Raw genomic sequence first — 18,222 nt, 5'->3', positions numbered from 1 at the left:
CGGGTCTGCCCGTGCCTGTTTGCTAACGCCTCCATCTCATTGCTCTTGCCTCCCACCGGTTTCCCTTGCATACCCTGCGGCAGCGCGTAGCGCTGGGCCAGCGCTTTCAATGGCTGCACCAGTTCGTTAAGCGGCGCGTTGTCATGTTGGGTCCGCGATCCAAGCCCGGTTAGACCTTTGAGGGCACTCGCTAGTGCAGGGCCAATGAGGTGTTTCTGTGTCGCGTCGCTTGGTGGACCTTGGGCGGTAAGAAAGCTGCTTTCTTTGGTGACTTTCTTTGCAGCCGCAAAGAAAGTTACCCCCGCCCCGGGGAGGGGCAGTGCAAGCAAACCAACGCGAATACAGGAAGTCCATAGAAGCGCAGGCAAACAAAACCAAGGACAAACGTTTGCGCTCCTGTCATGCACTTCAAACGAGCCGCCTTGAGTCGAAGCCAAGACACGACTGCTTAAGCAAGGCGCTAACTCATCGAAAACCCCATAAGAAATTTGCTAGCAACTAGTCAACCAACCTTAAGCATCTGCCGTTAGCCAATCACGTCCGGCACCCGCCTAGCCACCCCAATCGACCATCAAACATCGTCGCTTGTCACGCAAGGTCTCGCCCGCAAAACGCTTTCGTTACGCTTTCGATCCGACGTCTCTCGTCGCCCCCCTTCCGGGCCGAACAAATCCCTTGAGCCTTCTCATGAACCGCCAAGGGCCGAAAAGCATTCGAATTATTACCAAATATTTCTGGCACATCGTTGCCAAGGTTGTGGGAGACCAGGCGCTTGAAGATCTTACATAGCGAGTCATCGAAAGGCTGGGGCGGGCAGGAAATCCGCACGCTGAAGGAGATGGTTGCAATGCGCGAATGCGGCCACTCCGTCGAACTGATCTGTCCGGGCGACGCGCGCCTCGGACAGCGTTGCGCCGAGCAGGGCTTTACGGTTCATCACGCACGCACGCATGCGCAGCGGCGGCGACATGCATTCGATGATGCGCATCAAATCACTGCTGCGACGTCGCGCCTTCGACGTACTCAATACACACAGTGGTCACGACAGCCTCGTCGCGGGCACGGCGGCCCGACTCGCGAACACGCCGCTCATCGTGCGTACGCGGCATCTCGCGTTGCCGATCAGCTCGCTTGCGACCTATACATGGATTCCTCATCGCGTGATCGCGGTGAGTCATTTCGTGCGCCGCTATCTCATCTCTGCAGGCGTCGCGGAGAAGCGGGTCGAAACGATCTACGACGGCATCGTCAAGCCCGAACTCGTTTTGCATTCGACCCTGCGCGCGGAGCTCGGCCTCCAACCCGATGCGCTGGTCGCCTGCATGGTCGCCATCATGCGCGACGAGAAGGGACACGAAGACCTGATCGCCGCCGTGCGTCCGTTGCTCGAAACGCATCCGGATTTTCATGTGGTGATGGCGGGAGACGGTCCGGCCTTCGAGCGCATCAAGGGCATCGTGGAGAGTCTTGGGATGGCTCATCGCATCCACTTGCTCGGCTTTCGTACCGACATACCGAACATCTTTCGTGGCAGCGATTTCTTCGTGTTGCCCACGCATCAGGAAGCGCTCGGCCAGGCTTTCATCGAGGCGATGGCTGCCGGTTTGCCCGTCATCGGCACTCATGTCGACGGTGTGCCGGAGTTGATTCAGCACGATGTGAACGGATTGCTCGTCCCGCCGCGCGATCCGGTGGCCTTGCGCGCGGCGATCGTGCGCATGATCGACGAAGCGCCGTTACGCGAGCGGCTGCGCCGCGAGAGTCTGCGCATCACGGAACGCGGCTTCACCGTGGGTGACATGGCCTATGAAACGGCCCTCTTCTACCGGCGCGCATTGCATGAGCGGGGACATCGTCAATGAGCCGACAGCGCGCGAACGCAGTGCCGGTGCTGATGTATCACCACGTCAGCACATCGCCGGGCATGATCACGGTGAAGCCTGAGCACTTCGCCGCCCAGATGGAATATCTGGTGAACGCGGGCTATTGCACGCTCGGGTCGGCGCAGCTTGCCGCGTTTCTGCGGGGCGAGGACGTGCCGCCGAAATCGCTTGTCATCACCTTCGACGACGGCTATCTCGACAACTGGGTCCACGCCCATCCTGTGCTGGAGCGACATGCGTTCACGGCAATGTGCTTTCTGGTGAGCAGCTGGCCTGGCGAAGGCGACGTGCGCGCGAATGCATCGCATGCGGGAGCGCGCCTTCCGTCGTTGCTCGATCATCGCTCAAGCGAGATTGCGATAGAAGAAGGGCGCGCGGATGAAGCTGTTCTGCGCTGGTCGGAAATCGACGCGATGCGTGAAGCCGGTACGTTCGAATTCCATAGCCATACGCATACGCATGTGCGCTGGGACCAGGTTGCGAAATCAAATGTGGAGAAGCGCGCGCGGCTTCGCGAGGATCTTGGTGCGGCGCGTAGGGTTCTGCGCGCGCGCCTTGGCGAAACATCGAACCATCTTTGCTGGCCGCAGGGCTATTACGACGACGACTATCGTGCAGTGGCGCTCGATGCCGGCTTTCGGCATTTTTATACATGCCATACGGGCACGAATGTGGGCGCGGGTTTGCTCGACCGCACGGCATCGGCCGATGCGGAACGAACGATCAAGCGTCTCGAGGTACGCGATCGCCCCGCAAGCTGGCTTGCCTCACGATTGTGGGTCCATACGAGGCCCGCAATTAGCCGGGCTTATCTGACGATCAAGCGCTGACCGCAAAAAAATAAAACCGCGGCAACGGGTAGATGGCATTCGCTGGTTTGCGTGGGCGTCCATGGACTGCCCGTGATCGCGCAGGTCTATCAGCACGCCCCTCCGCCGAGCAAAGTCACTTTCTTTGCAGGCGCGTGTGGACCGGAGACATGACACCTGTTCCACGACATGGGTAACACATCGGTGGTTTCCGTTGCATATCCTTCGGCAGCGCGTAGCGCTGAGCCGGCGCTTTCAATGGCTGCACCAGTTCGTTGAACGGCGCGTTGTCACGGTGGGTCCGCGATCCAAGCCCGGTTAGGCCTGTGAGGGCACTCGCTAGTGCCGGGCCAGTGAGGTGTTTCTGTGTCGCGTCGCTTGGTGGACCTTGGGCGGTAAGAAAGCTGCTTTCTTTGGTGACTTTCTTTGCAGCCGCAAAGAAAGTTACCCCCGCCCCGGGGAGGGGCAGTGCTAGTAGACCGACGTGATTACGGGAAGTCCATGGAAGCGTGTGGCAAACACAAAGAACCACGCGAAGGACCAGAGCGAAGACCGGGGCAGTGCCAACAGACCGACGCGAATACAGGAAGTCCATAGAAGCGCAGGCGAACCCAAGCAACCCAGGCGAAGACCAAGAGCCCAGAACCCCAAGCGAGCGAACGAGCGTTTTTGGGCTATGATCAAACCCTACCCGCAGGAGCCAAAAACATGTCACAGATCGCTGACCCGGCGCATCTCGAAGCCTCATCGTCCTCGTCCGGAACCGCCTCGCCGCTCTCCCTCCCCTGGATCGAAAAACTGATTTCTTTCGATACCGTCAGCCGCAACCCCAACCTTGGCCTGATCGAAACCGTCCGCGATGAACTCCGCCGCGCGGGCATCGAAGCCACGATCACCAACGATCCCCGCGGCCAGTGGGCCAATCTCTTCGCCACCGTCCCGGCCCACGACGGCCAGACCAACGGCGGCATCGTGCTGTCGGGCCATACCGACGTCGTTCCGGTCGACGGCCAGGACTGGCACAGCGACCCCTTCAAGCCCGAAATCCGCGACAGCCTCCTCTACGGCCGCGGCTCATGCGACATGAAAGGCTTCATCGGCGCAGCACTCGCGATGCTGCCCAAAATGCAGGCCACAAAACTCGCCAAACCCATCCACTTCGCGCTTTCGTATGACGAAGAAGTCGGCTGCGCCGGCGCACCGCTGATGCTCGCCGACCTCAAGAAGCGCGGCCTGCAACCGGACGGCTGCATCGTCGGCGAACCGACCTCCATGCGCCCGATCATCGCCCACAAGGGCATCAACACCTATCACTGCTGCGTGCGCGGTTTCGCCGCGCATTCGTCGCTGACCCCGAAGGGTCTCAACGCAATCGAATACGCCGCGCGCCTCATCTGCCATATCCGCGATCTCGTCGACGAGTTCCGCGCCAAAGGCCCGTTCGACGAACTCTACGACGTCCCCTTCACCACCGGCCAGACCAGCACCATCAAGGGCGGCAACGCGATCAATACCGTGCCGGCCGAATGCAATTTCGAGTTCGAATTCCGCAATCTGCCGACCATCGATCCCGAGCAGATCTTCGGGCGCATCGAGTCCTATGCACGCGAGACGCTGCTGCCCCGCATGCTGAAGGAACACGGCAACGCCGCAATCGAATTCACGAAACTCGCCGCCGCGCCTGGCCTCGACGCCACCGAGCAAGCCGCCATCACGCAACTCGTGCGCGCACTCACCGCGGACCAGGAAAAGCACAAGGTCGCCTACGGCACCGAAGCCGGCCTGTTCGCGAACGCGGGTGTGCCGAGCATCGTGTGCGGGCCGGGCAACATCGAGCAGGCGCACAAGGCGAACGAATACGTGTCGCTCGAACAACTCGCGCAGTGCGAGGCGTTCCTCGGCAAGTTCATCCACAGCATGTCCGTCGAAGCACAGGCACGCTGATCCAACCCAAGTCACCACGCGTCATGTCCACCGACACGCACCATTCCGACAACACGATCGACGGCACGCCGATCCCCACGCTCGACGACATCGCCGGGCAGCACATGGCCCTCACGCCCTGGGTCGCACGCACGCCCACGTTCGAACGTCACGATTTCCCGACGCTCGAAGGCACGCCCGTCACCTTCAAGATGGAGCTGTTGCAGGCAAGCGGCACCTTCAAGGCGCGCGGCGCGTTCTCCAACCTGCTCGCGCTCACGGACAGCGAACGCTCGGCAGGCGTGACCTGCGTGTCGGCGGGCAATCATGCGGTGGCGGTCGCCTACGCCGCGCAACGCATGGACGTGGGCGCCAAGGTGGTGATCATCCGCAGCGCAAGTCCCGCGCGCGTCGCGCTGTGCCGGCGCTACGGCGCGGAAGTCGTGTTCGCGGAGAACGTCGCGGAAGCATTCGATGTCGTGCGCCGCGTCGAGGCGGAAGAAGGACGCGTGTTCATCCATCCGTTCAACGGCTATCGCACCGTGCTCGGCACAGCCACGCTCGGCTACGAATGGGCCTCGCAAGCGCCGGATCTCGACGCGGTCATCCTGCCGATCGGCGGCGGCGGACTCGCGGCGGGCGTCTCCACCGCGATGCGCCTCGCGAATCCGTCACTGCATGTGTATGGCGTCGAACCGGAAGGCTCGGACGCGATGAAGCGCAGCTTCGAAGCCAATCACACCATCAAGATGGGCGCGATGCACGGCATCGCCGATTCATTGATGGCGCCGCACACCGAGCAATACAGCTATGAGTTGTGCCGGCGGCATATCGACGAAATCGTCACCGTGTCGGACAACGCATTGCGGCACGGCATGCTGCAACTGTTCGGCGAACTCAAGCTCGCCGTGGAGCCAGCCTGCGCGGCCGCCACCGCTGCCCTCCTCGGCCCGCTGCACGAACGGCTGCAAGGCAAACGCGTCGGCGTGCTGCTGTGCGGCACCAACACCGATCCGGCCACCTTCGCGCGTCATCTCGCTGCGGTCTGAAGGTCTGAAACGCGACGCGGCCCCGCGCCTTTCGACGCGGGGCCGCGTGCGTTTCAAACAAGGCTTACATCACCCCCGCGAGCCGCCTGCGCTCGCTGCGCTGCATGAAGTAATTCGCCGCGATCACCCCGACCGTCACCACCGCGATGAACAAGGTCGCCAGCGCGTTCATCTCCGGATTGAGGCCCAGCCGCACGCGCGAGAACACGACCAGCGGCAGCGTCGTGGAGCCCGGCCCCGACAGGAACGCGGACAGCACGAGATCGTCGATCGACAGCGTGAACGACAGCAGCCACCCCGCCACCAGCGCCTGCGAAATGAGCGGCAACGTGATCGTGAAGAACACGCGCAAGGGCGTGGCGCCCAGGTCGAGCGCGGCCTCCTCCAGCGACGGATTCAGCTCGCGCACGCGCGATTCCACGATGATCGCCACATACGAGATGCACAGCATCACGTGTCCGACCCAGATCGTGAAGAGTCCGCGCCCCGCCGGCCAGCCAATCAGCTTGGCCATCTCGACAAACAGCAGCAGCAGCGAAATACCCTGGATCACTTCGGGAATCACGAGCGGCGCGTTGATCATGCCCGTATAGAGCGTGAAGCCCTTGAAGCGGCCCATGCGCGCCAGCACGAAGCCCGCCCACGTCCCAATCACCACCGACGCGCACGCCGTCAGGAACGCAATGCGCAACGAGAGCCACGCCGCGTTGATGAGTTCGTCGTCGGACCAGAGCGCGCGATACCACTTGAGCGAGAACGAAGTCCACACGGTCACGAGTTGCGACTCGTTGAACGAATAGACGATCAGGCTGAGGATCGGGATATACAGGAACGCAAACCCGATACCGAGCGACGTGACCTGCAACGGACGGCTGGTCTTGATCATCGCTTGCGCTCCAGTTGCTTCGCCTGGAAGTGCTGGAAAAGCGCCATCGGCACGAGCAGCAGCAGGACCATCGCGCAGGTGACGGCGGAGGCCATCGGCCAGTCGGCGTTGTCGAAGAACTCGTTCCACATGACCCGGCCGATCATCAGGGTGTCGGCGCCGCCGAGCAGTTCGGGAATCACGTACTCGCCCACCGCCGGAATGAACACCAGCAAACAGCCCGCGATGATGCCGTTCTTCGACAGCGGCAGCGTGATCTGCACGAACGCCTTCCACGGTTTCGCGCCGAGGTCGTAGGCGGCTTCGAGCAGCGTCAGGTCCATCTTCACGAGATGCGCGTACAGCGGCATCACGAGAAACGGCAGGTACGAATACACCATGCCGATATAGACCGCGATGTTGGTGTGATACAGCTCGATCGGCGAGTGAATCAGTCCGATCGACATCAGGAAGTTATTGAGCAGGCCGTTGTTCTTGAGAATGCCGATCCACGCGTACACGCGGATCAGGAACGACGTCCAGAACGGCAACATCACCGCCATCAGCAACAAATTGCGCGAGGCCGGATTCGAACGCGCGATGTAATACGCCATCGGATAGCCGATCAGCAGGCACAGCAGCGTCGAGACCGCCGCGACCAGCAGCGAGTTCATGTAAGTCGCGAAGTACAGGCTGTCCTGCACCAGGAACGCGTAGTGCGAGAAATCGAGCGCGATGTTGAGCACGCCGTCTTTCAGCGCGACCAGTTCCGTGTACGGCGGAATGCCGAGCTGGCTGTCGGCGAAACTGATCTTCACGACCAGCAGGAACGGCACGAAGAACAGCAGCAGCAGCCACAGATACGGCCCGCCGATCACCAGCGTGCGCCCCGACACGCCCATGCGCCTGAACAGGTTGGCCATCATGACGTCAGCACCACGCCGGCTGACGCGCTCCAGCGCACGTAGACTTCGTCGTCGAAGGTCGGGGAATCGATCTCGCCGATCGCAAGGCTCGACAGGTTCGCCACCACGACCTTGCCCGAATCCAGCGTCACGTGATACAGCGTATAGCCGCCCATGTACGCGATGTTGCTGACCCTGCCGCGGCCCCAGTTATAGGCGCCGTCGGGCGGCTTGCGCGTCAGCGCGATGCGCTCGGGCCGCACGGAAATCGTGACGGGCATGCCGAGCGGCCCGGTGATGCCGTGGTTCACATAAAGCCGCACCGGCAGGTCCGTCGATTCGACGAACACGTGATCCGGCTCGTCTTCCACGACATTGCCGTCGAACAGGTTGGTTGAGCCGATGAACTGCGCGGAGAAGCGGCTGTTCGGGAATTCATAGACTTCGTGCGGCGTGCCGAGCTGCACGATTTGCCCTTCGCTCATCACGGCCAGACGGTTGGCCATGGTCATGGCCTCTTCCTGGTCGTGCGTCACCATGATGCAGGTCACGCCGACCTGATCGAGAATGTTCACCAGCTCGATCTGGGTGCGCTGGCGAATCTGCTTGTCGAGCGCGGACATGGGCTCGTCGAGCAGCAGGAGCTTCGGACGCTTGACGAGGCTGCGCGCCAGCGCCACGCGCTGCTGCTGGCCGCCCGACAACTGATGCGGCTTGCGCTTCGCATACGGCGCCATCTGCACGAGCTTGAGCGCGGTGTCGACGCGGTCCTTCAGCTCCGCGCCGCGCACGCCTTCCTGCTTGAGCCCGTATGCGACGTTCGACTCCACGGTCATGTGCGGGAACAGCGCGTATGACTGGAACATCATGTTCACCGGCCGCCGATACGGCGGCATCTGCGCGAGGTCTTCGCCGTCGATGAGGATCTGGCCTTCGGTCACGGACTCGAGGCCGGCCAGCATCCGCAATAGCGTGGACTTGCCGCATCCGGAACTGCCGAGCAGCGCGAACAGCTCGCCCTTCTTCACCGACAGATTGACGCCCCGCACGGCCGTCGTCTCGCCGAACTTCTTGACGACATCGACGACCTGCACGAAGTTGTCAGTGAGACTTGCGCCGGACAAGGCGCCGACCGGCTCCTGCCGGCCATTGATACCACCCGGTGCTCCGGATCCATTGGGCGTCGCCTGCGACGCGCTCGACTGCTCACTCATGATTGCCTGTCCGACTCCTGCGTGGTTGCGCCGCGTTGCGCGCGCCCTTGCCCATCATTGTCATTGGTGCTTCCCGCACGAACAAAGCCCCCGGAGGACCAGGGGCTTCGTCGCTTCAGGAACGTGAGCTGCGTGCCGGCATCAACGGCCGGACTTGAACTCGGTCCAGAGCCGCGTCTGCAGACGCTGGATTTCCGGCGGCAACGGCTTCAGCAGGAACAGGGTCTTGATGACGTCCTGCGGCGGGTACACGGCCGGATCGTTGGCGACGTCCTTGTCCACGTACTTGCGCGCTTCCAGGTTCGCGCTCGGGTAATACACCGCGTTGGTGATCGCAGCATGCACCTGCGGCGTCTCGATGTAGTTGATCCACTCGTGCGCCGCGTCCTTGTTCTTCGCGTCCTTCGGAATGGCCATCACGTCGAACCACACCGGCGCGCCGCCCTTCGGAATGTAGTACTCGATCTTGAACGGCTTCTTCGCCTCGACCGCGCGATGCTTGGCGATCACGACGTCGCCCGACCAGCCGTAGGTGAAGCAGATGTCGCCGCCCACCATGTCGTTGATGTAGCCCGACGAGTTGAACTGCGTGATGTACGGACGGATCTTCTTCAGCATCGCCAGGGCCGCGCGATAGTCGGCCGGGTTCGTGCTCATCGGATCCTTGCCCATGTAGTGCAGCGCGGCCGCGAACATCTGGTCGGGCGCGTCGAGCACGGACACGCCGCAGGCCTTCAGCTTCGAGATGTTCTCGGGCTTGAAGAGAATGTCCCAGTTATTGAGTTCGACATTGTCGCCGAGCAGCTTCTTCGCCTTGTCGACGTTGTAGCCCAGGCCGGTCGTGCCGTACGCCCAGGGCACCGTGTACTGGTTGCCCGGGTCCGCACCCGCGACGAGCTTCATCAGATCGGGATCGAGATACTTCAGGTTCGGCAGCTTCGATTTGTCGAGCGGCGAGAAGATGTTGGCGGCAATCTGCTTGCCGGCGTAGTTGCTGGTCGGCACGACGATGTCGTAGCCCGAATTGCCGGTGAGCAGCTTGGCCTGAAGGGTGTCGTCGCTGTCGTAGTTGTCGTACTTCACCTTGACGCCGGATTGCTTGGTGAAGTTGGGAATCGTGTCCTTGGCGATGTAATCCGACCAGTTGTACACGTTCAGCTGCGTGTCCTTCGCCATTGCAGCGAGCGGAGTCAACATCGCGGCGCAGGTCAGCGCGCCCGCCAGCTTGGCCATGCGGCCCGCCAGTTTCTCGTTCATCTCGATTCTCCGTTGTTGCGACTGTCACGACGTCGTGCCGCGCTTGCGCGACGGGTTGAGTCCTGATCGCTTCAAGTCCGACCCTGGCTCGCGACGCCCTTCAAAACCCCGAAAACTACCATTAAACGCAAGCCCGACAAAAATTAACGGACCGCCTGTCGCACAAAATCTACAGCCGCGCGTCACGCCGGCCCGAAAGGCTTGCGCAGCAAGCTTCGACGAGGCAAATCGCACCCGCCGGGAGCGCGCATTTTAGCCTTTAATCGCCCCCCTGCGGCGCCTGATAAAACCACACTCGCCAAAGGGACCGCGCGCGCGCTGCGCCAATGGGGTGTCATTATCTGTGATCGGCTGCCGGCGCGTCCTTCCCTTGCCCGCCTTTCAGTTTCTTTCAGGCGGCAAGCGGACCATGAGTCGTACCCGTGCATTCCGGCATCCGATCACGAATAGCCAGCGGAACAGTTGTTGCGAGCCAATTCCACGAGCGCCGTTGAGGCGGCTCGCGACACGCGCCGTGCAGACGGCGTGAGACGTGCGCCGTGCATTGCGGCGCCTCCAGAACCCGCAACGACCGCACGCCATCGCTGCGCCGTTGCCCGCTATTCGAGGCCGCCTTCGCATGAACACCAACCCGTCCACGCTTGGCGCACTGTCCGCCGCGAATTCCGACGCGCAGAGCACGGCGAATCTGGACGAGCGGGACACGCCCCGCCGACGCGGACCGCGCTCGGGCGGACGCTGGTACTCGTTCGCCGGCGCGGGCGCGCTCGTTGCCGTGGGCTACATGGATCCGGGCAACTGGGCGACGGCACTCGCCAGCGGCGCGCGCTACGGCTATTCGCTGCTCTTCGTCGTGCTGGTCGCGAGCCTGATGGGCATGCTGCTGCAATGGGTCGCCTCGCGCGTGGGCGTCGTCACCGGACGCGATCTCGCGCAGCTGTGCCGCGAACGTTTCGGCCCGCGCACGAACTTCGCGCTGTGGGTGGCGTGCGAGATCGCGATCATTGCGTGCGACGTGGCCGAAGTGGTCGGCAGCGCGGTGGCGTTGCAGTTGCTGTTCGGCATCTCGCTGACCGCCGGCGTGCTGTTCTCGGCGTTCGGCACCTTCGCGATGCTCGCGCTGCAAAGCCGCGGGCGGCGGCCCTTGCAGCGGGTCGTGACCGCGCTGATCCTGTTCGTGAGCGTCTGCTTCGTGGTGGAACTCGCTCTGGCGCATCCGTCCTGGAGCGAGGCGCTGCGCGGCGTGGCGCCCTCGCCGCAGCTCGTGCGCGATGCCGGCATGCTGTGGCTCGCGGCCGGCGTGCTGGGCGCCACCGTGATGCCGCACAACCTGTATCTCCATTCGGCGCTCGTGAAGGAGCATGCGCACGGACGCGACGACGTGTCGATCGCGCAGGCGCTGCGTGGCGTGAACATCGATACGTTCGCGTCGCTCGGGCTGGCGTTCGTCGTCAACGCGTCGCTGCTGATCGTGGCCGCGGCCGTCTTTCACGCGAGCGGCCACACTGAAGTCGAAGATCTCGCCGATGCCCACCGGCTGATTGCACCGCTCGTCGGCAGTCAATGGGCGGGCGTCGTGTTCGCGGCCGCGCTGCTCGCTTGCGGCCTCAATGCGACGGTGACCGGCACGCTTGCCGGGCAAGCCGTGATGGAAGGCTTCCTGCGCCTCAAGATGGCGCGCTGGGCGCGCGCGCTGACGACGCGGGCCCTTGCGATCGGTCCGGCGCTGGTGGCCGTGGCGTGCTTCGGCCAGCATGGCTCGAACACGCTGCTCGTCGCGACGCAGGTCGTGCTGAGCCTGCAATTGCCGCTCGCGGTGATTCCGCTCGTCAGCTTCGCGTCCGACGCGCGGCTGATGGGCCGCTGGCGGGTCGCACGCCTGCCGCTCGGGCTGGCGTGGGGCTGCGCGGGCGTCATCCTCGCGTTGAATGGCGCGATGCTCTGGCAGGCCGCTTTTTAGGGCTGAATTCCGGGTTGATCGGGACTGCTTCCGTGCAAACGGGAGACGAGGCATGATTTTCGCTACCGCATACCGACGCGCGGCATTTCTAGCCGCTTCGTCAAACCATGCCGAGCCATGCCACAGCACGCCGCAGCGCGCTGGATCTCGCCTGCAACAGGACAATAACCCGACATGCCTTACCGCCCACGACGGCTCTCTTCCACGCACGCCCTGCTGGTCTCCACGCTTTGCGCAAGCGGTGCCGCCCACGCCACGGTCGCCGTGCTGCAACCGGCGCGCGAAGCGGCGGCTTCCCAACCGCTCGAACTGACGCTGCTTTACACCGATGACAACGCGAAAGTCCTCGCAATCGATGTGCCGAAAGAACTCACGGTGAATCTGACCAACGGCGACCTGCCGCCCGCCCCCGTGACGCTCACGCGCGACCCCAAGGTGCCCGACCGTTTGCGGCTTGCGCCGGGGCAGTATCGACGGGTGCGGTTTTCGGCGCCGTGGCCGGATGCGGCGCGCGGCACGGTGAAGCTCGATCCGGTGGGCTTCGACGCCTCGCCGATGCTGGTCACGATCAATCGTGGCGAGTCGCAGACCCAGGTGGCCGCCGCCGAGCATCGCGAAACGCAGGCGACCACGCCCGCGCAACTCGCGACCGCCACGGCCGCGGCGAACACGCAGGCAGCGCCGACCTCGACGGCGGATACTTTGCTGTCGGGCCGCTTCTCGACCTTCGAGCCCATCTATTTCGCCGATGGCAAGAACGGCGACAATCTCGCCAAGTTCCAGTTCAGCTTCAAGTACCGGCTGCATCTGCCTGACGATCCGCGCTCGCGCGGCTTCCTGGATAACCTCTACTTCGGTTACACGCAGACGGCCATCTGGAATCTCTCGGCGGAATCGGTGCCGTTCCGCGACATCAGCTTCCAGCCGCAGTTGTTCTATTACGTGCAGGACACCGGCTGGAACAGTCCGCTCTATACGCGCATGGGCATGGCGGCGGGTATCGGGCATGAATCGAACGGCAAGAGCGGCGCAGATTCGCGGGCGATCAACATTGCCTTCGTGCGGCCGACCTGGGAATTCGGCGACCTCGACAGCAATCACCTGACGCTGTCGCCGAAGTTCTATTACTACCTGTCGAAGTCGGGCAATCAGGACATCGCGGATTATCGCGGGTATGTGGACTTTCTCGTGAAGTACGGCAGCCCGGATGGCCTGCAACTCGCAACGACACTGCGCAAGGGCACGAAGCACTGGTACGGTAGCGTCGATTCGCAATTGACCTATCCGCTGGCCAAGCTGATCGGCAGCGCGTGGGGCGGCTACGTGTTCGTGAGCTACTTCAACGGCTACGGCGAAGATATCCTTGATTACAACCAGCGACATCACTGGATCGCGCGGATAGGCTACAGTATCGCGCGCTGAGTCTTCTTTTGTTTTTGTTCCAGATCGCCGCGTTGCCGGTCCGTATTGCGGACGGCGACGGGCCACCACCAAGCCTTATGTCTTCCACTCTTCACGATCAGCCTGACAGTCCCTGCATCGGCGTGTGCTCCACCCTCTTCGACGATGTCTGCAAAGGCTGCGGCCGTACGGCCATCGAGGTGTCCAACTGGGTGTTTCTCTCCGATGAGGAGAAGCGCGCGATCTGGGAACGGATCACGCGCGAAGGCACGGCGATGCGGTTTCGTAACGACCGGCTGTAGGCTCAAGACCATGCAAAAACGGCCCGCACTCTTGCGAGGCGGGCCGTTGCATCTATCGCGCAGCTTCCGGGCTTACTGAATCCCCTGGCTCGACAAAAAGTCCTCGTAATTCCCCCCGAAGTCCCTCACCGTGCCGTCGGTCTTCACTTCGATGATCCGATCCGCCAGGCCGCTCACGAACTCGCGGTCATGCGACACGAAGATCAACGTGCCTTCGAACTTCTCCAGCGCGATCTGCAGCGACTCGATCGATTCCATGTCCATGTGATTGGTCGGCTCGTCCATCAGCAGCACATTGTGGCGGCCGAGCATCAGCTTGCCCCAGATCATGCGGCCCTTCTCGCCGCCCGACAGCACCTTCACGTTCTTCTTGATGTCGTCCGCGTTGAACAGCAGACGGCCGAGCGTGCCGCGCATCATCTGCTCGTCGTCGCCTTCCTTGCGATACTGGTCGATCCAATCGGTGAGCGTCTCGTCCTTCGGAAACTCTTCGTACGTGTCCTGCGGCATATAGCCGACATTCGCGTTCTCGGCCCATTTCACGGTGCCGTGATCGAGTGCCAGCACGCCCTTGAGCGACTTGAGCAGCGTGGTCTTGCCCGCGCCGTTCTCGCCGATGATCGCGATGCGCTCGCCCGGCTGCACCGACAACGAAAAGTTCTGGAAGATGGTCCGGTCGTACTTCTTGGTCAGGTCTTCCGCCACCACCGCGATGTTATGCAGCTTCTTCTCGAACTCGAAGCGGATGAACGGGTTCTGACGCGACGACGGCTTGAATTCCTCGATCTTGATCTTGTCGATCATCTTGAGACGGCTGGTGGCCTGGCGCGCCTTCGACTTGTTGGCCGAGAAGCGCCGCACGAAGTCCTGCAGGTCCGCCACACGCTCCTTCGCCTTCTGGTTGGCGGCCTGCTGACGCTCACGCGCCTGCGTGGACGCCAGCATGTAGTCGTCGTAGTTGCCCGGCCAGACTCGCAGCGTGCCGAAATCCATGTCCGCCATGTGCGTGCACACCTGGTTCAGGAAGTGGCGGTCGTGGGAGATGATGATCATCGTCGAGTTGTACTGGTTGAGCACGTCTTCCAGCCAACGGATCGAGTTGATGTCCAGGTTGTTGGTCGGTTCGTCGAGCAGCAGGACGTCGGGCTTCGAGAACAGCGCCTGCGCCAGCAGCACGCGCAGTTTCCAGCCCGGCGCCACGTTGCTCATCGGGCCGTTGTGATCGTTGATGTCGATGCCGATTCCCAGCAGCAACTCGCCCGCGCGGGCCTCGGCCGTGTAGCCGTCGTACTCGGCGAACTTGGCTTCCAGGTCCGCCGCGCGCATGTAGTCGTCGTCGGTGGCGTCGGGGTTGGCGTAGATCGCGTCGCGCTCGGTCATCGCGGCCCACATTTCAGTGTGGCCCATCATGACGACGTCGAGCACGCGCATGTCTTCGTAGGCGAACTGATCCTGGCGCAGCTTGCCTAGGCGAATGTTCGGCTCCAGCATCACGTTGCCGGAACTGGGCTCGAGATCGCTGCCCAGAATCTTCATGAAGGTGGATTTGCCGCAGCCGTTCGCCCCGATCAGCCCATAGCGATTTCCTCCGCCGAACTTGACCGAGATGTTCTCGAAGAGGGGCTTGGGCCCGAATTGCATGGTGATGTTGGCGGTAGACAGCACGGCGCGTCCTTTCGAATGGGGTACGACGAAAAACCTAAGATTTTAGCAGCTTTTGGCAGGGTTTGAGGCTTGTTCAGGCCCGAAAGCCTTGCTCGCGTGCCTCGAAACCATGCGTCGAAACGAATCGGGGCGCAGCGACGGCCGCTGCGCCCCGTGCGTTCCCGCGACGCTCCGCACGCGGCGGACGCGCGCCCGTAGTCAGGTGCGCTCGGCGATGAACGCTTTCACGACGTCTGCATCAGCAGGAACGATATCGAACCTTTGTGGCAGTTTTTCAAGTCCCGCGAACGCCGCCGGGCGCTCCGGCTCGCGCTTCAGCGCTTCGCGGATCGTCTCGCCGAACTTGATCGGCTGCGCGGTTTCGAGAACGATCATTGGCACGCCGGGCTTCAGATTTTCCCGCGCGACCTTCACGCCGTCCGCCGTGTGGGTGTCGATCATCGTGTGATAGCGCTCGAAGACGTCGCGAATGGTGTTCACGCGCTCGTCATGGCCGCTGCGGCCCGACACGAAGCCGAATTCCTTCACGCGCGCGAAGTCGCCGCTCGCGGCGAGGTCGAAGCCGTCCTTTTCCTCGACGTCGCGGAACAGTTGCAGCACGCGCGCCGGATCACGTCCAAGCAGGTCGTACACGAAACGCTCGAAGTTCGACGCCTTCGAAATGTCCATGCTCGGGCTCGTCGTGTGATACGTCTCCGCCGCGCCGCGCACGCGATACACGCCGGTGCGGAAGAATTCGTCGAGCACGTCGTTTTCATTCGTGGCGACGACCAGCTGGTCGATCGGCAAACCCATCATGCGCGCGATGTGTCCCGCGCACACGTTGCCGAAATTGCCCGACGGTACCGTGAACGACACCTGCTGGCTGTTGTCCGTGGTCGCCGCGAAATAGCCGCGGAAGTAGTACACGACCTGCGCGACGACGCGCGCCCAGTTGATCGAATTGACCGTGCCGATCTTGTGGCGCGCCTTGTAGGCGTGATCGTTCGACACCGCCTTTACGATGTCCTGGCAATGGTCGAAGTTACCTTCCACCGCGAGGTTGAAGATGTTCGGATCCTGCAGCGAGAACATCTGCGCGGTCTGGAACGCGCTCATCTTCTTGTGAGGCGAAAGCATGAACACGCGCACGCCGGCCTTGCCGCGCATCGCGTATTCGGCGGCGCTGCCGGTGTCGCCGGAGGTCGCGCCGAGGATGTTGAGCGTCTCGCCATGTTTCGCCAGCGCGTACTCGAACAGGTTGCCGAGCAGCTGCATCGCCATGTCCTTGAACGCGAGCGTCGGACCGTTCGACAACTCCAGCAGCGACAGCGCCGTGCCATTCTCCACGCCGAGCGTCCTGAGCGGCGTGATCTGCACCGCGCTTTCCTCGTGGCGCACGTTGCTGTACACCTGCGCCGTGTAGGTCTTGCGCGTGAGCGAGCGGAGATCGGCGGCGGGAATGTCGTCGCTGAAGCGGGAGAGCACTTCGAATGCGAGATCCGCGTACGACAGCGTGCGCCAGCGCGCGAGTTCGTCGGCGCTGATTTTCGGATACTCCGCCGGCAGATACAGCCCGCCGTCTTTCGCGAGTCCGCCCAGCAGGATATCGGAGAACGTGTGGCGCTCGCTGCTGCCTGCGCCGCGCGTCGAAATATAGTTCATGTCACGTACCTGATCAGTTGAGCGCTTCCATGCGCAGCTTCGTCACCTTCGAGACCACCGTGGACAGCGCCTCAATCTCCGCGATCGCCGCGTTCACGTTCTTTTCCACCGTCTCGTGCGTGATGAGGATGATGTCGGTCTCGCCCTTGCCGGCGCCGTCCACTTCCTCGGATTCCTTCTGCAACAGCGCGTCGATGGAAATGCCCTTGTCCGCCAGGATGCGCGTGATGTTGGCGAGCACGCCGGTCACGTCGGCGACGCGCAGACGCAGGTAGTAGCCGCTCGTCACGTCGTCGATCGGCAGGATGGGCGTGTTCGACAGGCTGTCCGGCTGGAACGCCAGATGCGGCACGCGATGCTCCGGATCGGCCGTATGCAGGCGCGTCACGTCGACGAGATCCGCGACCACCGCCGACGCCGTCGGCTCCGCGCCCGCGCCCTTGCCGTAGTACAGCGTGGTGCCGACCGCGTCGCCATGCACGACGACCGCGTTCATCGCGCCCTCGACGTTCGCCAGCAGGCGCTTCGCCGGGATCAGCGTGGGATGCGTGCGCAGTTCGATGCCCTGCTCCGTGCGCCGCGCGATGCCCAGCAGCTTGATGCGGTAGCCGAGGTCTTCGGCATAGCGGATGTCGATGGCGGCAAGCTTGCTGATGCCTTCCACATACGCGCGCTCGAACTGCACCGGCACGCCGAACGCGATGGCGCTCATGATCGTGACCTTGTGCGCGGCGTCGACGCCTTCGATGTCGAAGGTCGGATCGGCTTCCGCATAGCCCAGTTCCTGCGCGGCCTTGAGCGCGGTCGCGAAGTCGAGCCCGCGATCACGCATTTCGGAGAGGATGTAGTTCGTGGTGCCGTTGATGATGCCGGCGATGTACGCAATACGATTTGCCGTCAGTCCTTCGCGCAGTGCCTTGATGATCGGAATGCCGCCCGCCACCGCGGCCTCGAACGCGACCATGACGCCCTTCGCGCGCGCCGCCTCGAAGATCTCCGTGCCGTGCACCGCGAGCAGCGCCTTGTTGGCGGTGACCACGTGCTTGCCGTTCGCGATCGCGCGCAGCACGAGTTCGCGCGCGTAGCCCGTCCCGCCGATCATTTCGCAGACGATCGCGATGGCCGGGTCATCCACCACCGCATTGAAGTCATCCGTCACCGCGATGCCCTGCGCCGCGGCCGCTTCGGCCTTGGTCGGCGTGCGCACGGCAATGCGCGTGATTTCGATGCCGCGGCCCGCCCGGCGTGTGATTTCTTCCTGGTTGCGGCGCAGCACCGTGAAGGTGCCGCTGCCGACCGTGCCGAAGCCCAACAGTCCTACTTTGATCGGTTCCATGCAGCGTGC

At 63.0% G+C, this 18,222-nt stretch carries 16 protein-coding genes; 7 read left to right on the top strand and 9 right to left on the bottom strand.

Features of this window, described 5'->3' with window-relative positions:
- Both QCE63_RS07940 and QCE63_RS07935 read right to left on the bottom strand, forming a co-directional pair.
- On the bottom strand, positions 1-437 hold a 437-nt coding region (locus QCE63_RS07940; RefSeq protein WP_309832184.1), incomplete at its 3' end, for a hypothetical protein.
- 356 nt (positions 438-793) lie between these two features.
- Positions 794-988, bottom strand: coding sequence for a hypothetical protein (locus QCE63_RS07935; RefSeq protein WP_309832182.1), 195 nt, complete (start codon positions 986-988; stop codon positions 794-796).
- Here QCE63_RS07935 and QCE63_RS07930 point away from each other — a divergent pair.
- The 4 genes from QCE63_RS07930 to QCE63_RS07915 all read left to right on the top strand — a co-directional run bounded on the left by QCE63_RS07930 (position 978) and on the right by QCE63_RS07915 (position 5,664).
- Complete coding sequence (locus QCE63_RS07930) at positions 978-1,862, top strand: glycosyltransferase family 4 protein (RefSeq protein ID WP_309832180.1); 885 nt, start codon at positions 978-980, stop codon at positions 1,860-1,862. The genes QCE63_RS07935 and QCE63_RS07930 overlap by 11 nt on opposite strands.
- Complete coding sequence (locus tag QCE63_RS07925; protein WP_309832178.1) at positions 1,859-2,713, top strand: polysaccharide deacetylase family protein; 855 nt, start codon at positions 1,859-1,861, stop codon at positions 2,711-2,713. Before QCE63_RS07930 ends, QCE63_RS07925 begins: the two co-directional genes overlap by 4 nt.
- A gap of 687 nt (positions 2,714-3,400) precedes the next feature.
- Positions 3,401-4,636, top strand: coding sequence for an acetylornithine deacetylase (gene argE / locus QCE63_RS07920; RefSeq protein ID WP_309832176.1), 1,236 nt, complete (start codon positions 3,401-3,403; stop codon positions 4,634-4,636).
- A gap of 23 nt (positions 4,637-4,659) precedes the next feature.
- Positions 4,660-5,664 carry a threonine/serine dehydratase gene (locus QCE63_RS07915; protein ID WP_309832174.1) on the top strand — a complete coding sequence of 335 codons (1,005 nt, stop codon included), beginning with the start codon at positions 4,660-4,662 and terminating at the stop codon, positions 5,662-5,664.
- A gap of 64 nt (positions 5,665-5,728) precedes the next feature.
- Here QCE63_RS07915 and QCE63_RS07910 read toward each other — a convergent pair whose 3' ends face one another.
- The 4 genes from QCE63_RS07910 to QCE63_RS07895 form a co-directional block, all read right to left on the bottom strand.
- On the bottom strand, positions 5,729-6,547 hold the full coding sequence (locus tag QCE63_RS07910) for an ABC transporter permease subunit (RefSeq protein ID WP_309833725.1): 819 nt from the start codon (positions 6,545-6,547) through the stop codon (positions 5,729-5,731).
- The gene (locus tag QCE63_RS07905; protein WP_309832171.1) at positions 6,547-7,455 is read right to left on the bottom strand and encodes an ABC transporter permease subunit; all 909 of its coding nucleotides are present in this window, start codon (positions 7,453-7,455) and stop codon (positions 6,547-6,549) included. Before QCE63_RS07905 ends, QCE63_RS07910 begins: the two co-directional genes overlap by 1 nt.
- Positions 7,452-8,648: a polyamine ABC transporter ATP-binding protein gene (locus tag QCE63_RS07900; RefSeq protein WP_309832169.1), complete on the bottom strand. Its 1,197-nt coding sequence runs from the start codon at positions 8,646-8,648 to the stop codon at positions 7,452-7,454. Before QCE63_RS07900 ends, QCE63_RS07905 begins: the two co-directional genes overlap by 4 nt.
- A gap of 141 nt (positions 8,649-8,789) precedes the next feature.
- Positions 8,790-9,905, bottom strand: coding sequence for a polyamine ABC transporter substrate-binding protein (locus QCE63_RS07895; protein ID WP_309832167.1), 1,116 nt, complete (start codon positions 9,903-9,905; stop codon positions 8,790-8,792).
- Positions 9,906-10,524: 619 nt separating this feature from the next.
- Here QCE63_RS07895 and QCE63_RS07890 point away from each other — a divergent pair.
- From QCE63_RS07890 to QCE63_RS07880, 3 genes are all read left to right on the top strand, one after another.
- Positions 10,525-11,865 carry an Nramp family divalent metal transporter gene (locus tag QCE63_RS07890; RefSeq protein WP_309832166.1) on the top strand — a complete coding sequence of 447 codons (1,341 nt, stop codon included), beginning with the start codon at positions 10,525-10,527 and terminating at the stop codon, positions 11,863-11,865.
- Positions 11,866-12,039: 174 nt separating this feature from the next.
- A complete protein-coding gene (locus QCE63_RS07885) occupies positions 12,040-13,287 on the top strand; it encodes a phospholipase A (protein WP_309832164.1) in 1,248 nt (415 codons plus the stop codon).
- Positions 13,288-13,364: 77 nt separating this feature from the next.
- Positions 13,365-13,568, top strand: a complete 204-nt coding sequence (locus QCE63_RS07880; RefSeq protein WP_309832161.1) for a DUF1289 domain-containing protein — start codon at positions 13,365-13,367, stop codon at positions 13,566-13,568.
- A gap of 72 nt (positions 13,569-13,640) precedes the next feature.
- Here QCE63_RS07880 and QCE63_RS07875 read toward each other — a convergent pair whose 3' ends face one another.
- From QCE63_RS07875 to QCE63_RS07865, 3 genes are all read right to left on the bottom strand, one after another.
- Positions 13,641-15,233, bottom strand: coding sequence for an ABC-F family ATPase (locus QCE63_RS07875; protein WP_309832159.1), 1,593 nt, complete (start codon positions 15,231-15,233; stop codon positions 13,641-13,643).
- A gap of 198 nt (positions 15,234-15,431) precedes the next feature.
- Entirely contained in the window at positions 15,432-16,877 is a 1,446-nt protein-coding gene (thrC, locus tag QCE63_RS07870) for a threonine synthase (protein WP_309832157.1), read from the bottom strand.
- A 13-nt stretch (positions 16,878-16,890) separates the two neighbouring features.
- Positions 16,891-18,213 carry a homoserine dehydrogenase gene (locus tag QCE63_RS07865; RefSeq protein WP_309832155.1) on the bottom strand — a complete coding sequence of 441 codons (1,323 nt, stop codon included), beginning with the start codon at positions 18,211-18,213 and terminating at the stop codon, positions 16,891-16,893.
- Between the last annotated feature and the right edge of the window lie 9 nt (positions 18,214-18,222).

This window comes from Caballeronia sp. LZ065, assembly GCF_031450975.1.
Taxonomy (GTDB): domain Bacteria; phylum Pseudomonadota; class Gammaproteobacteria; order Burkholderiales; family Burkholderiaceae; genus Caballeronia.
Note: the sequence above shows the minus strand (reverse complement) of the source record. Positions and strands in the feature narration are given on the sequence as shown.

Excerpts from the sequence above, each read along its gene's own strand:
- QCE63_RS07930 (WP_309832180.1), top strand. The coding sequence starts at position 978 with ATGATGCGCATCAAATCACTGCTGCGACGTCGCGCCTTCGACGTACTC.
- QCE63_RS07935 (WP_309832182.1), bottom strand. The coding sequence starts at position 988 with ATGCGCATCATCGAATGCATGTCGCCGCCGCTGCGCATGCGTGCGTGC.
- QCE63_RS07925 (WP_309832178.1), top strand. The coding sequence starts at position 1,859 with ATGAGCCGACAGCGCGCGAACGCAGTGCCGGTGCTGATGTATCACCAC.
- argE (WP_309832176.1), top strand. The coding sequence starts at position 3,401 with ATGTCACAGATCGCTGACCCGGCGCATCTCGAAGCCTCATCGTCCTCG.
- QCE63_RS07915 (WP_309832174.1), top strand. The coding sequence starts at position 4,660 with ATGTCCACCGACACGCACCATTCCGACAACACGATCGACGGCACGCCG.
- QCE63_RS07905 (WP_309832171.1), bottom strand. The coding sequence starts at position 7,455 with ATGATGGCCAACCTGTTCAGGCGCATGGGCGTGTCGGGGCGCACGCTG.
- QCE63_RS07900 (WP_309832169.1), bottom strand. The coding sequence starts at position 8,648 with ATGAGTGAGCAGTCGAGCGCGTCGCAGGCGACGCCCAATGGATCCGGA.
- QCE63_RS07895 (WP_309832167.1), bottom strand. The coding sequence starts at position 9,905 with ATGAACGAGAAACTGGCGGGCCGCATGGCCAAGCTGGCGGGCGCGCTG.
- QCE63_RS07890 (WP_309832166.1), top strand. The coding sequence starts at position 10,525 with ATGAACACCAACCCGTCCACGCTTGGCGCACTGTCCGCCGCGAATTCC.
- QCE63_RS07885 (WP_309832164.1), top strand. The coding sequence starts at position 12,040 with ATGCCTTACCGCCCACGACGGCTCTCTTCCACGCACGCCCTGCTGGTC.
- QCE63_RS07880 (WP_309832161.1), top strand. The coding sequence starts at position 13,365 with ATGTCTTCCACTCTTCACGATCAGCCTGACAGTCCCTGCATCGGCGTG.
- thrC (WP_309832157.1), bottom strand. The coding sequence starts at position 16,877 with ATGAACTATATTTCGACGCGCGGCGCAGGCAGCAGCGAGCGCCACACG.
- QCE63_RS07865 (WP_309832155.1), bottom strand. The coding sequence starts at position 18,213 with ATGGAACCGATCAAAGTAGGACTGTTGGGCTTCGGCACGGTCGGCAGC.